Source organism: Lentzea sp. NPDC004789, from assembly GCF_053601075.1.
Genome location: NZ_JBSGBE010000025.1, coordinates 110914 through 122692 on the forward strand (window position 1 = coordinate 110914; position 11779 = coordinate 122692).

Genomic DNA, 11779 nt, shown 5'->3' on the forward strand with positions numbered 1-11779 from the left:
CGATGAGTCCCGCTCAGCACGGCGGTCTACCTCGCACCGAACCCCAGGAGGCAGCCATGATCACGCACTTCGTCCACCAGTCCGCGGACGGCTTCATCGAGGGCCCGAACGGCGAGTTCGACTGGCCGTTGATGGGCGAGGAGATGTCGGCGCACTCGCTGGAGCTCTCCGGCCAGGCCGACACGCTGCTGTACGGGCGCAAGGTCTGGGACATGATGTCGTTCTTCTGGCCCCAGGCCGAGCAGCTCGACCAGTCCGAGCACACGCTGCGGTACGCGCCGATCTGGCGGGAGTCGCCCAAGGCCGTGGTGTCGCGGACGCTCACCGAGGCCGGCTGGAACACCCGCGTGTTCAACGACCCCGCGGACCTGCCGGACGAGCGGATGATCCTGTTCGGCGGGTCGGCGCTGGCCGCGAGCCTGACCGAGCGGGACATGATCGACGAGTACCTGATCTTCGTCCACCCGGTCGTGCTCGGCGGCGGCAAGCCTGTTTTCGCGCAGCCCAAGCGCTTCGACCTCAAGCTCGCCGAGTCGAAGGTGTTCGACGGCAGGGTCGTCATGCTCAGGTACCAGCGTTGATTCAAAGACCGGCGCTGACCAGGTCCATGTTGATCATTCCGGCCGCCTGGGCGCCCTGCGCGGCGGCGACGATCACGATGGCCGCGGGGTCCGTGACGTTGCCCGCCGCGTAAGCGCCCGGCACGCTGGTGCGGCCTTTGGCGTCCGTGCGCACGAACGGACCGAAGGGCGTTTCCTCCGTCTCGGCCCCCAGCGAGAGCAGGAACTCGTCGCGCGGCCTCACCGCCGCCGAGTACACGAGCGCGTCGGCGGGCACTCGTTCACCGCCGGAGATGACCGCGACCAGCCGGTCGTCCCGCACCTCGATGCCGTCCACCGACGGAACGTGCGTGACGTCGGCGGACCACTGCCGGACCAGCGCGACCTTCATCTCCTCGCCGAACACGACGAGCTTCTGGTCGCGGACCTCGTAGCCGTGGCAGTACGGGCAGCTGAAGACGTCACGGCCCCAGCGTTCGCGCAGGAAGTCCGGCACCTCGTCGACGAGGCCGGTCGCGACCAGCAGGCGCTTGCCCGTGACGACGCGGCCGGAGAGCTCGACCGCGAACCCGCCGTCGGTCTTCGTGACGCCGCGGACGGTGTCGTTGACGATCTCTCCGCCGTACCCCTCGACCTCGGCACGACCGTGCTTGAGCAGGTCCAACGGCGAGAGTCCGTCACGAGAGAGGTAGTTGTGCATGTGCGCGGCCGGCTTGTTGCGCGGCTCGGCACCGTCGACCACGAGCACGCTCCGGCGCGCCCTGGTCAGCATCAGGGCGGCACTCAGCCCGGCCGCTCCTCCTCCGATGATCACCACTTCGTAGCTCATGGTTCGAGGGTGCGGTCGACAGTCCGGTTTTGGCAAAGTAAGTTGCTGTTATGGCAACAACCGTGGGGCAACGGCTCGCCGCGTTGCGGACCGAGCACGACCTGACGCTGGCGACGTTGTCCGAGATGACGGGCATCTCGAAGTCGACGCTGTCCCGGCTGGAGACCGACCAGCGCAAGCCGACGCTGGAACTGCTGCTGCCACTGTCGCGCACGTACCAGGTGTCGCTCGACGACCTCGTGGGCGCGCCCGAGGTGGGCGATCCGCGCGTCGTCATGAAGCCCCGCGAGCTGGACCACGGCCGCGTCGGCATCCCGCTGACCAGGTCGATCGGCCCGTTGCAGGCGTGGAAGATGATCATCAAGGACGCCGAGCTGCACGAGCCGCGCGTGCACGAGGGCTACGAGTGGTTCTACGTGCTGAGCGGGCGGATCCGGCTGCGGATCGGCGACAAGGAGGTCGTGCTGCGCGCCGGCGAGGTGGCGGAGTTCGACTGCCGGCAGCCGCACGCGCTCAGCAGCGCCGACGGCAGCCCCGCCGAGATCATCAGCCTGTTCGGCAAGCAGGGAGAACGCATCCACACCCGCGCCGCGCCGCCACAGCGGTCGTAGTGCGACTCCGTCGCAGCGGTCATAGTGGAGCCATGTGCCGAAACATCCGGGTGCTCCACAACTTCGAACCGCCGGCGACCTCCGACGAGGTGCAGGCCGCGGCGCTGCAGTACGTGCGGAAGGTGAGCGGGGCGGCGAAACCGTCGGCGGCGAACCAGGCCGCGTTCGACAAGGCGGTCGCCGCCGTGGCCGCGGCCACCCAGGAGCTGCTCGACGCGTTGGTGACGACGGCGCCGCCGAAGGACCGGGAGGTCGAGGCCGCCAAGGCCAAGGCACGCGCCGCGGAACGGTACGGACGTTAGTTGCGGACGCGGGTGTCCAGGTACATGCAGATCAGCTTGGCCGCGACGCCCGCGGAACCGACGATGAACGCCTGGTCGGGGCCGAGCGTGACGGCGATGGCCCACAGCAGCAACGCGATCAGCACCCAGATGACCGTCAGCTGCAGCGCGTGCGGCCAGTGAGCGGGGTGGACGAGCCACGCCATCGGCTGCCGCGGCCGCGGAACTTCCACGTCACCCGCTCTATCGGGTGAACGCTCCGCCTTGACCGCCATCTCACTCCCTCGCCGCGATTACTCCTGCTGGACCTATTCTGCTGAGTTGATCTTCTACGGAGGGTTACTTCCGCTCGTCGTGCGGTGAGCGTTGCGTGAGCATCGCCGAACGGCAGACGAACGGTCATCGGCGTGATCGGCTGCCAGTCCGTCACCGTCCGTTTACCGAATGAGGCCCAGGCCACCACTTTGAGTGGTGCCTGCCGATGTATCGCTCAACTCTACGTAGTCGTTACACCGTTCGGAGCAGTACCGTTTTTGTCAGACCCCTCGGATAACGTCAGGGACAGAGAGCGGTACGAGGGGAGAAAGCGTTGCCGGACAACAACGTCAGCGTCACCGCACTGTCGTTCACCGAGTACGTCATGAGCGGCCAGCGTGGACGCATCAACATCGTGTCGGAGCAGCGGGGGATGTACCTGACCGACGACCCCAAGGTGTGCGGGTTCTACAACCCGATCCGCGACGCCATGCGCCGAGCGGTCAACTCGACCGAACCCGAACTGGAGCTGAAGAAGGCGATCCTGAACGCCAACCGCACGGGTCAGCCGCGGGCGTTCGAGGAGATCGCCGACGGGTTCCTGCCGTGGCTCGCGTCGTTCAGGGCCACCGGGGTGCCGGTCGAACCGGCGACCTACCGGGTCGGCGACCTCACCCTGAAGGTCCGGCCGCACCTGGGGTTGCGCAAGAAGGACGGGTCGACCTACGCCGTGCTCGTCCACACCAAGGAGGTGCCGCTGACCAGGGAAGCGGCCAACGTCGGGCTGCGGATCCTGCAGCACACGATCGACGAGACGCTGCCGGGGGCGACGCCGATGGTGCTCGACGCGCGGCGGGGCAAGGCGTACCAGATGCCGGTGCGGACGAACCTCGGCAAGCTCGACGTCCTGATCGCGGCCGAGGCCATGGGATACGTGACGCACTGGCAGCTGTCCGGGCTGTTCGAGTCGGTGCGCGCCGTCTAGGACGGCCGGCGACGCGGCCCGTCCGGGGGGTCGGGCCGTGTCGTTCTGCTGTCGGCGGAGTTCCCGGCACGGGTGCGGCGGCTCGGGCAGTGTCGAAGCCATGAGCACGACCGGACTCGGTTTCAACGGCGAAGTAGCCGACTACTACGCGAGGTTCCGTCCCGGTTACCCACCGCCCGTGATCGACGCGCTGGTCCAGGAGCTCGGGCTCACCGGGAAGCACCGCGTGCTCGACCTCGGATGCGGCACCGGCCAGCTCGCCGTGCCGCTGTCGGCGCACGTCGGGCGCGTGGTCGCGGTCGATCCCGAACCGGACATGCTCGCGCACGGGCCGAGGCTCCCCAACGTCGAGTGGCGGCTGGGATCGGACGCGGACGTGCCGGGACTCGGCCGGTTCGACGCGATCGTGGTCGGGCAGGCGCTGCACTGGATGGACCACGAGAAGCTGTTCCGCGACGCGGACACGGCGAAGTTCGCGATCATCGCGAACGGCACGCCCCTGTGGCGCCAGCACCCGGCGATCCGGCAGGTGCTCCAGGAGTGGTTCGGCCACCCGGTGACCGCCGACTGCGGGACGGACGCCGATGCGCGCCGCCGGTACGCCGCCGCACTGGAGGCCGCCGGGTACACGCCGCACGAGTGGACGATCAGCCACACCCACGAGCACACGATCGAAGAGCTGGCGGGCAGTCTGTTCTCCGCGATGTCGCCGGAGACCCTGCCGTCACCGCGGGACCGCCCGCTGTTCCAGGAGAAGCTCCGCCGGGCGCTGCGTGCCGACGGCTACGTCGAGCCGATCACCGTTGCGGTGATCAGCACCGTGCCAGCATGACGGCCAGCGCGTCGTGCTCGGCCTGGTCCGCGGTGAGCTTGTACGTGATCTTCACCGAGATCCAGTACTGGGCGTAGGTGCACCAGTACGACTCGGCCGGCGGCTTCCACTTGGCCGGATCCTGGTCACCCTTGGCGCGATTGGACTTCGCGGTCACGGCGTGCAGCTGGATGCCGCCGAGGTCGTTGGCGAACGCCTTGCGCTCGTCGTCGGTCCACTTGTCCGCACCGGACCGCCAGGCCTCGGCGAGCGGCACCATGTGGTCGATGTCGACGTCGGCGGCGTTCTTGATCACCACGTTGTCGTAGGGGCTGTTCCAGGTGCCGGAGACGACCTTGCAGTCCTTGTCCGACTTCACGTCGGTGCCCTGGCGCTGCAGCACGAGCTCCCTGGTGTCGCAGGAGTTCCCCTGCGAGGCCCAGTGCGGGAAGCGGTCGCGGCTGTAGCCGGCCATCTTGCCCTCCGGCGCGATCTTGAGGCTTTCGAGGTCCTTCGACCCCGTCGGCACCGGACCGGTCGGCGCGGGCGTCGACGGATTCTGCTGGGAGGACTGATGGTTCGACAGGTACCAGCCCACGGCCACGAGCAGCACGAAGACCACCAGTGACGTCACCGCCGCGCGATTCATGCGCTCATGATCGGGCATGCCGATCACGGACCGGTCAACCGGCCCGGGATCGGCATGTCACCGTTACGGACGCGAGGTCAGGTAACCACCCATCGTCTTGAAGTGCTCGTGCGCCTTGAGCTCGATCCCGTCGGCGGTGCGGACCTTCTTGACCAGCAACGCCTTGCTGCGGCCGCGCCGGGCCTCCGCGCCGGCGACGATCGCCACGCCGTCGCCCTCGCGGTAGAAGATCCGGCCGGGAGTGCCGCCGTAGACCTCGGAGGAGACGTCCGCCTCGATGATCTCCAGGCGCTCGCCGCGGTGGAAGCAGAACGCGCTCGGGTACGGCGCGCACTGCGCGCGCACCAGCCGGTCCAGCTCCTCCGCGGTCCAGGTGAAGTCGATCCGCAGGTCCTCTTCGGAGCGCTTGTGGAAGAACGAGGCCTGCGAACGGTCCTGCTTCACGAAGTCCGTGCGGCCGGAGGCGATCTCGGCGAGGCCGTCGACGGTGATCGGGCCGAAGAGCTCCAGCGTCTTCGCGAACAGATCGGCCGTCGTGTCGCGCGGGCCGACCGGGACCGAGCGCTGCAGCACGATGTCGCCGGCGTCGAGCGTCTCGTCCATCATGTGCGCCGTCACGCCGACCTCCTTCTCGTCGTTGAGCAGCGCCCAGATCAACGGCGAGAAGCCCGCGTACTTGGGCAGCAACGAGTCGTGCACGTTCAACGTGCCGTGCTTGGGCAACGCGAAGACCTGCGGCGGGATCCAGGTCCGCCAGTTGCAGGCGACGATCACGTCCGGGTCGACGGACTTGAGCTTGTCGAGCAGCTCCTGGTCCTCCGGGCGCTCGCGGACGACGACCTCGACGCCGTTCTCGCGGGCCAGGTCTTCGACGGAATCGCTCCAGATCTTCTCGTACGCCCCCTCGCCCCTCGGATGGGTCACCACCAGGACGACCTCGTGCTCGGACGCCAAAAGTGCCTGCAGGGTGCGATGACCCCAGGTCTGGAACCCGAACATGACGACCCGCATGGGGTGCCCTCCTCTAGTCGACTGCGATACGGTCAGGCTAACCTAACCAAGGGCTTGCAAAGCAAGCTTAGGCTTCCCTAAGTTAGGTGCTCATGCATCCGATCTACGACATCGTCGGCATCGGGTTCGGCCCCTCGAACCTGGCGCTCGCCATCGCTCTGACTGAGCACAACGAGCAGGCCGAAACCCCTGTCACCGCGGTGTTCCTCGAACGTCAGGACACGTTCGGCTGGCATCGGGGCATGTTGCTCGACGACGCCACCATGCAGGTGTCGTTCCTCAAGGACCTGGTCACGATGCGGAACCCGGCCAGCCGCTTCTCGTTCCTCTGTTACCTGCGCGACCGCGGGCGGCTGATCGACTTCGTGAACCAGAAGAACCTCTTCCCGTTGCGGGTCGAGTTCCACGACTACTTCGAATGGGCGGCCGCGCAGGTCGACGACCTGGTCGCCTACGGCACGGAAGCCGTTGGCGTGCAAGCGATCCAGGACGACCTGTTCGAGGTGACCACGGCGACCGGTGACGTGTACCACGCGCGGAACCTGGTCTTCGCCACCGGACTGCGGCCCACCGTGCCGGACGGCGTCGAGCTGTCGGACCGGGTGTGGCACAACAGCCAGTTCCTGCACCGCGTCGGCGAGCTGGCCGACCCGAAGCGCTGCGTCGTCGTGGGCGCCGGGCAGAGCGCGGCGGAGGCCGTCGCGTACCTGCACCGCGAGTTCCCGAACGCCGAGGTGTGCTCGGTCTTCTCGCGCTACGGCTACTCCCCCGCGGACGACAGCTCGTTCGCGAACCGCATCTTCGACCCCGAGGCCGTCGACCACTACTACGACGCACCTGACGCCGTGAAGCAGCGGTTGATGGACTACCACCGCAACACCAACTACTCGGTGGTCGACGTCGACCTCATCGCACAGCTCTACCGCACCGCGTACCAGGAGAAGGTCCTCGGCCGGCAGCGGCTGAAGATGATGAACCTGACCCGGCTCGTCGCGGTCGAGGAGACCGCGTCCGGCCCCCGTGCCGTGCTCCAGTCGCTCGTGACCGGCGAGCAGGAGCTCCTCGACGCCGACCTCGTGCTGCTCGCGACCGGCTACGACGAGGCCGCGCCGGTCCTCGGCGCACTGGACGAAACGTGCGCACGGGACGAGAACGGCCGTCTGGTCGTGGCACGGGACTACCGCGTGCAGTCGTCGTTGCGCGGTGGCATCTATCTGCAGGGCGGTACCGAGCACTCGCACGGCATCACGTCGTCACTTCTGTCCAACGTCGCGGTGCGGTCGGGTGAGATCCTGACTTCTGTGCTGACCAACACATCTGTGCCGGTCCTCGCGACGGCATGAGACTCGACCTGAAGCTGACGGGCTGCCGGGCCCTCACGATGGACCCGGCCCGCCCGGCCGCGCACACGATCGGCATCTGGCAGGGCCGCATCGCCGGGCTGGACGAGCAGGTCGCGGACCTGCCGGCCGCCGAGACCGTCGACCTCGGCAACGCCGTGGTGCTGCCAGGGTTCATCGACGCGCACACGCACCTCGCGTGGAACGGCCGCCGGCGCCGCACCGTCGACGTGGCGGGCCTGACCACCGTCGCCCAGATCCTCGAACGGCTGGCGAACGCGCCCGGTGAGGGCTGGATCGAGGCGTCCGGCTACGACCGGCGGATCATGGACCGGCCGCTCACCGCCGCCGACCTCGACCCCGTCACCGGTGATCGGCCGCTCTACCTCGCGGACATCTCCGGACACGCGTGCGTGGTGAACTCCGCGGTGCTGAACCAGCTGCCCGGCATCACCGGTGACGGCTGGCTGACCGAGAACGACCAGCTGGCCGCGCGGTCGTTGCGGCTGCCGTACTCGCTCGAGGAGATCACCGCCGAACTGCACGAGAGCGCGCGGCAGGTGCTGAGCGAGGGCGTGACGATGTGCGCGGAGGCGGGCATCGGCGCCGGCCTGATCGCGAGCAGTCCGCTGGAAGCCGCCGCGTACCAACACGCCCGGCTGCCGATCCGGGTGCAGCTCATGGTGTCCGCGTACGTGCTGCACGACGTCGCCGCGGACCCGGCGGACCGAATCCCGCGCGCGATCGACCTCGGCCTGCACACCGGGTTCGGCGACGACATGCTGTCGATCGGTGCGATGAAGCTGTGGACCGACGGCGGGATGATCGCGCGCACGGCCGCGTTGTCCGAGCCCTACGCCGGCACCGCCAACTCCGGACAGCTCGCCGAGTCCGAGGAGTTCATGCGGGCGGCGATCGTCGACGGCCACCACGCCGGCTGGCAGCTCGCGATCCACGCGATCGGCGACCGCGCGATCGACTTCACCCTGGACGCGGTGGCGCAGGCCCAGCGGCAACGGCCACGCGCCGACGCCCGGCACCGGATCGAGCACTGCGGTCTCGTGCGTCCCGACCAGCTCGAACGGATCGCGGCCCTCGGCCTGATCCCGGTCGTCCAGCCGACGTTCCTCTGGTCCTACGGCGACGACTACAGCGAGATCATGGGCGAGGAACGGGCGCCCTGGCTGTACCGCGGGCGGTCGTTCCTCGACCGCGGGATCACCGTCGCGGGCAGCTCGGACCGGCCGGTCGCGGACGGGGCGCCGTTGCGCGCCATCGAGTTCATGGTGCGGCGGCGGTCGTCCGGGGGCCGGGAGGTCGGCCCGGACGAGGCGATCACCGTGGAGGAGGCGATCCGCGCGTACACGCTGGGCGCTGCCTACGCGTGCCGCAAGGAGCACGTGCTGGGCAGCCTCACGCCGGGCAAGCTCGCCGACCTCGTGGTGCTGGGCGACGACCCGCGCACGAGCGACGCGATCGCGGACATCCCGGTGCTGGCCACGATGGTCGGCGGCACCCTCGTGCCGCAGCGCTGAACTACCCCTCGGCGATCTTCTTGATCGCGGCCAGCCGCCGGTCCCACTGGGAAGCCAGCGAGGCCATCCAGGTGGCAGTGGCGTCCAGCGCACCGGACCGGACGGAGAAGTTGTTCTCCCGACCGGCCCGTTCGGACGCCACCAGCTCGGCCTTCTCCAGCACGGCCAGGTGCTTCACGACGGCCTGGCGGCTGACCGGCAGCTCGGTCGCGAGCGCGGACGCCGAGATCGGCCCGCGCGCGGCCACCAGGTCGAGCACCCTGCGCCGCATCGGATCCGCGAGCGCGGCCAGCACGTCGTCGACCTGACCCACTTCCCCTGACCCTCCTGCAACCGCTCGGTTGCAGGAAAGACTACTGCAGGTGGAACGTGGCGGCCAGCGTCGTGAGCCGGTCCGTGATGTCCGCGTGGACGTTGGTGCGGCGCACCCAGTTCTGGCACCCGCTCGACGCCGACGGCGGCGTGCCGAGCGGCGACACCGCGTCGGTCACCCCGTACTCCAGCCGGTACGCGAGCACGGCGATCGCCGACTCCAGCCAGAACGACGGGTCCGGCGTCGGAATCTCCCCGAGCCCCACCCGGAACCACACGGGCATCCGCGCGTACTGCCCGAGCGCCTCGGAGATGCGCCGCGCGGCCGCGTCCTTGATCTCCCCACGCGCCTTGTCCCCGGCGAGCACCGCCTCGGTCCGCCACTCCTCGGCGGTGGCGTCCTCGTCGGCCGCCAACCGCTCGGCGGCCCGCTTGGCGCTCGCCTCGTTGGCGTTGATCAGCCACTCCATCTGCCGGACCTCGTGCGAGAGCGCGTCCCGTTCGAACCGCGGCACCCGCCCGCCGTCCAGCTTGGACCGCGCGTCGTCCCGCCGGGCCTTGAGCCCCTCGAACTCCAGCACCTCCTGCTTCAGCTCCACCCGAGCCGGGTCGGCGAGGATCTCCTGCTCGGCGTCCCACGCCTTGCGCAACGCCTCGACCAGCGGCGCGATGTCCCCGGCGACCGCGTCGAGATCCACCAGCGGCCCGTCCCCGGCCCCCGACAACCGCCGTTCCAGCACGGTCAGCCGGGCGGTGACGCGTTCCAGCTCCGCCGCGAGCTGACCGACGTGACTGATCAACGTGGCGACCTGCGGCTCGACCACATCGAGCCGTTCCTTCTCCGTGGGCACGCGACCAGCGAACCGGACACTCCGAACACCGCCAAGGCGATCACCACTGATTGCACGCATTCGAGACCGGGATTCCGCCCGGCCGTGGCAACCGCCCCTCACCCACCGTCACCACAGTGGGTGAACTGCGACAAAACGAGGTATGACTAGTGAATGGCGACCTCAGTTACTGAGACCGAACGCAAGTACGAGGCCCCATCGGACGCGAGCCTGCCGGACCTCACCGGGATCACCGGCGTGGCGACCGGCCCGGAGGAGTTCGACCTCGAAGCCACGTACTTCGACACGAACGACTACCGCCTGGCCCGCGCCGGCGTGACCCTGCGCCGCCGGGTGGGCGGCGAGGACGAGGGCTGGCACCTGAAACTCCCGGCGGGCGAAGACTCCCGCCAGGAGGTGCACGTCCCACTGGGCCGAGCGGTGAAGACCCCTCCCAAGGACCTCTCCTCCCTGGTCCGCGCTCACACCCGAGGCTCAGGCCTCGGCCCCATCGCCGAAATCCGCACCAACCGCCGCCGCTGGCAACTCACCAACGGCAACGGCGAACTCCTCGCCGAAGTCGTCGACGACGTCGTGACCGCCCAGACCATGGGCTCCTCGACCACCACCACGTCCTGGCGCGAAATCGAGGTCGAACTGGGCGAAGGCGGCGACCGCGCCCTCCTGGACACCGTCGAACAACACCTCGGCGAAGCAGGCATCACCCCTTCCTCGTCGAAGTCCAAGCTCTCCCAGGTGATCGGCGTGAAACGAGACGCCATCCCCACCCTCGGCAAGAAGCCCACCGCAGGCGAAGTGGTCCTCACCTACCTCCACGAACAGCGCGCGGCCCTGCAGAACCAGGACCCGCGAGTCCGTCGCGACGAACACGACGCCGTCCACCAGATGCGCGTGGCCACCCGCCGCATGCGCTCGGCCCTCCAGGCCTACGGCAAGGTCATCGACCGCGAGGCAACCCGCGCCCTCACCGACGAACTGAAGTGGCTGGCCTCCGTCCTCGGCACGTCCCGCGACCTGGAGGTCCTCCGCGGCCGCTTCGAGGACGCCCTCCACTCCCTCCCGGTCGAACTCGCCCTCGGCGACGTGGCCGCCCGCCTGACGCGCCACTTCGCCCCGCTGGAGGCCAAGGCCCACCAGGCCTCCGTCGCCGCCCTGGACGACCAGCGCTACTTCACCCTGCTCAACTCGATCGACGCCCTCCTCGCCTCCCCGCCTCTCACCGCTCTCGCATCTGGCAAGGCGAAGGACGTCCTTCCCCGCCTGGTCGAAAAGGCGAGGCACCGCCTGGACGTCCGCATCGAGGCCGCCCTCACCACCGCCAAGGGCGACGAAGCCCTGCACGAGGCCCGCAAGGCCGCCAAACGCCTGCGCTACTCGGCCGAGGTGGCCGAGCCCGCCCTCGGCAAGCACGCCAAGAGCCTGCGCAAGCGAGCCAAGGACGTCCAAACCCTCCTCGGCGAACACCAGGACTCGGTGGTGGCCCGCCCCGTCCTCCTCGACCTGGGCCGGGGCGACGAGAACGGCTTCACGTTCGGCCTGCTCTACGGCCGAGAGGTCGAACTCGCGCACAAGACAGAGGCAGAGCTCCCGGCTCTGTGGCGCAAGCTGAGCAAGGAACACCTGTAGGACCGACAGCCAAGGCGAGGCCTGATCATCCGCGACGGCGAAGCCGAGTCGTCCTTCCGAAAGGGCCTGGTGGGGTGGTCCCGTCACGAGGCTCGCTCACGCGCGGCTCGTGGTGTGTGGGGT

14 protein-coding genes are annotated in these 11779 nt (G+C 69.1%); 8 read left to right on the forward strand and 6 right to left on the reverse strand.

The features are described from left to right. Nucleotides 1-56 precede the first annotated feature (56 nt). Complete coding sequence (locus tag ACWEIJ_RS39580) at nucleotides 57-581, forward strand: dihydrofolate reductase family protein (protein ID WP_449842411.1); 525 nt, start codon at nucleotides 57-59, stop codon at nucleotides 579-581. A 1-nt stretch (nucleotide 582) separates the two neighbouring features. Here ACWEIJ_RS39580 and ACWEIJ_RS39585 read toward each other — a convergent pair whose 3' ends face one another. Further along, nucleotides 583-1389 (reverse strand): NAD(P)/FAD-dependent oxidoreductase, encoded by an 807-nt coding sequence (locus ACWEIJ_RS39585; RefSeq protein WP_449842412.1) that lies wholly within the window; start codon nucleotides 1387-1389, stop codon nucleotides 583-585. Nucleotides 1390-1439: 50 nt separating this feature from the next. Here ACWEIJ_RS39585 and ACWEIJ_RS39590 point away from each other — a divergent pair, with 50 nt between their 5' ends. Together ACWEIJ_RS39590 and ACWEIJ_RS39595 are read left to right on the forward strand one after the other, a co-directional pair. After that, nucleotides 1440-2000, forward strand: coding sequence for a helix-turn-helix domain-containing protein (locus ACWEIJ_RS39590; RefSeq protein WP_449842413.1), 561 nt, complete (start codon nucleotides 1440-1442; stop codon nucleotides 1998-2000). Nucleotides 2001-2032: 32 nt separating this feature from the next. Beyond that, nucleotides 2033-2302: a DUF2277 domain-containing protein gene (locus ACWEIJ_RS39595; RefSeq protein WP_109640747.1), complete on the forward strand. Its 270-nt coding sequence runs from the start codon at nucleotides 2033-2035 to the stop codon at nucleotides 2300-2302. Here ACWEIJ_RS39595 and ACWEIJ_RS39600 read toward each other — a convergent pair. Beyond that, the gene (locus tag ACWEIJ_RS39600) at nucleotides 2299-2514 is read right to left on the reverse strand and encodes a hypothetical protein (RefSeq protein ID WP_449842414.1); all 216 of its coding nucleotides are present in this window, start codon (nucleotides 2512-2514) and stop codon (nucleotides 2299-2301) included. The genes ACWEIJ_RS39595 and ACWEIJ_RS39600 overlap by 4 nt on opposite strands. Before the next feature lie 356 nt (nucleotides 2515-2870). Here ACWEIJ_RS39600 and ACWEIJ_RS39605 point away from each other — a divergent pair, with 356 nt between their 5' ends. Next, on the forward strand, nucleotides 2871-3521 hold the full coding sequence (locus ACWEIJ_RS39605) for a hypothetical protein (RefSeq protein WP_449842415.1): 651 nt from the start codon (nucleotides 2871-2873) through the stop codon (nucleotides 3519-3521). Nucleotides 3522-3621: 100 nt separating this feature from the next. Then, nucleotides 3622-4353, forward strand: coding sequence for a class I SAM-dependent methyltransferase (locus tag ACWEIJ_RS39610; RefSeq protein ID WP_449842416.1), 732 nt, complete (start codon nucleotides 3622-3624; stop codon nucleotides 4351-4353). Here ACWEIJ_RS39610 and ACWEIJ_RS39615 read toward each other — a convergent pair. Then, the gene (locus tag ACWEIJ_RS39615) at nucleotides 4334-4981 is read right to left on the reverse strand and encodes an HNH endonuclease family protein (RefSeq protein WP_449842417.1); all 648 of its coding nucleotides are present in this window, start codon (nucleotides 4979-4981) and stop codon (nucleotides 4334-4336) included. The genes ACWEIJ_RS39610 and ACWEIJ_RS39615 overlap by 20 nt on opposite strands. 63 nt (nucleotides 4982-5044) lie before the next feature. Beyond that, the gene (locus ACWEIJ_RS39620) at nucleotides 5045-5992 is read right to left on the reverse strand and encodes a methionyl-tRNA formyltransferase (RefSeq protein WP_449842418.1); all 948 of its coding nucleotides are present in this window, start codon (nucleotides 5990-5992) and stop codon (nucleotides 5045-5047) included. Between the two features lie 92 nt (nucleotides 5993-6084). Here ACWEIJ_RS39620 and ACWEIJ_RS39625 point away from each other — a divergent pair, with 92 nt between their 5' ends. After that, nucleotides 6085-7335 (forward strand): lysine N(6)-hydroxylase/L-ornithine N(5)-oxygenase family protein, encoded by a 1251-nt coding sequence (locus tag ACWEIJ_RS39625; RefSeq protein ID WP_449842419.1) that lies wholly within the window; start codon nucleotides 6085-6087, stop codon nucleotides 7333-7335. Next, on the forward strand, nucleotides 7332-8867 hold the full coding sequence (locus tag ACWEIJ_RS39630; protein WP_449842420.1) for an amidohydrolase: 1536 nt from the start codon (nucleotides 7332-7334) through the stop codon (nucleotides 8865-8867). The genes ACWEIJ_RS39625 and ACWEIJ_RS39630 overlap by 4 nt, the downstream gene beginning before the upstream one ends. Nucleotide 8868: 1 nt before the next feature. Here the strand turns inward: ACWEIJ_RS39630 and ACWEIJ_RS39635 are convergent, their stop codons facing one another. Further along, nucleotides 8869-9180: an ArsR/SmtB family transcription factor gene (locus ACWEIJ_RS39635; protein WP_449842421.1), complete on the reverse strand. Its 312-nt coding sequence runs from the start codon at nucleotides 9178-9180 to the stop codon at nucleotides 8869-8871. A 40-nt stretch (nucleotides 9181-9220) separates the two neighbouring features. Next, the gene (locus ACWEIJ_RS39640; protein ID WP_355442207.1) at nucleotides 9221-10030 is read right to left on the reverse strand and encodes a hypothetical protein; all 810 of its coding nucleotides are present in this window, start codon (nucleotides 10028-10030) and stop codon (nucleotides 9221-9223) included. A gap of 153 nt (nucleotides 10031-10183) precedes the next feature. Between ACWEIJ_RS39640 and ACWEIJ_RS39645 the strand changes: the two genes are divergently transcribed. Beyond that, complete coding sequence (locus tag ACWEIJ_RS39645; RefSeq protein ID WP_449842422.1) at nucleotides 10184-11656, forward strand: CYTH and CHAD domain-containing protein; 1473 nt, start codon at nucleotides 10184-10186, stop codon at nucleotides 11654-11656. The last annotated feature ends 123 nt before the right edge of the window (nucleotides 11657-11779 follow it).

Excerpts from the sequence above, each read along its gene's own strand:
- ACWEIJ_RS39580 (WP_449842411.1), top strand. The coding sequence starts at position 57 with ATGATCACGCACTTCGTCCACCAGTCCGCGGACGGCTTCATCGAGGGC.
- ACWEIJ_RS39585 (WP_449842412.1), bottom strand. The coding sequence starts at position 1,389 with ATGAGCTACGAAGTGGTGATCATCGGAGGAGGAGCGGCCGGGCTGAGT.
- ACWEIJ_RS39590 (WP_449842413.1), top strand. The coding sequence starts at position 1,440 with ATGGCAACAACCGTGGGGCAACGGCTCGCCGCGTTGCGGACCGAGCAC.
- ACWEIJ_RS39595 (WP_109640747.1), top strand. The coding sequence starts at position 2,033 with ATGTGCCGAAACATCCGGGTGCTCCACAACTTCGAACCGCCGGCGACC.
- ACWEIJ_RS39610 (WP_449842416.1), top strand. The coding sequence starts at position 3,622 with ATGAGCACGACCGGACTCGGTTTCAACGGCGAAGTAGCCGACTACTAC.
- ACWEIJ_RS39615 (WP_449842417.1), bottom strand. The coding sequence starts at position 4,981 with ATGAATCGCGCGGCGGTGACGTCACTGGTGGTCTTCGTGCTGCTCGTG.
- ACWEIJ_RS39620 (WP_449842418.1), bottom strand. The coding sequence starts at position 5,992 with ATGCGGGTCGTCATGTTCGGGTTCCAGACCTGGGGTCATCGCACCCTG.
- ACWEIJ_RS39625 (WP_449842419.1), top strand. The coding sequence starts at position 6,085 with ATGCATCCGATCTACGACATCGTCGGCATCGGGTTCGGCCCCTCGAAC.
- ACWEIJ_RS39630 (WP_449842420.1), top strand. The coding sequence starts at position 7,332 with ATGAGACTCGACCTGAAGCTGACGGGCTGCCGGGCCCTCACGATGGAC.
- ACWEIJ_RS39645 (WP_449842422.1), top strand. The coding sequence starts at position 10,184 with ATGGCGACCTCAGTTACTGAGACCGAACGCAAGTACGAGGCCCCATCG.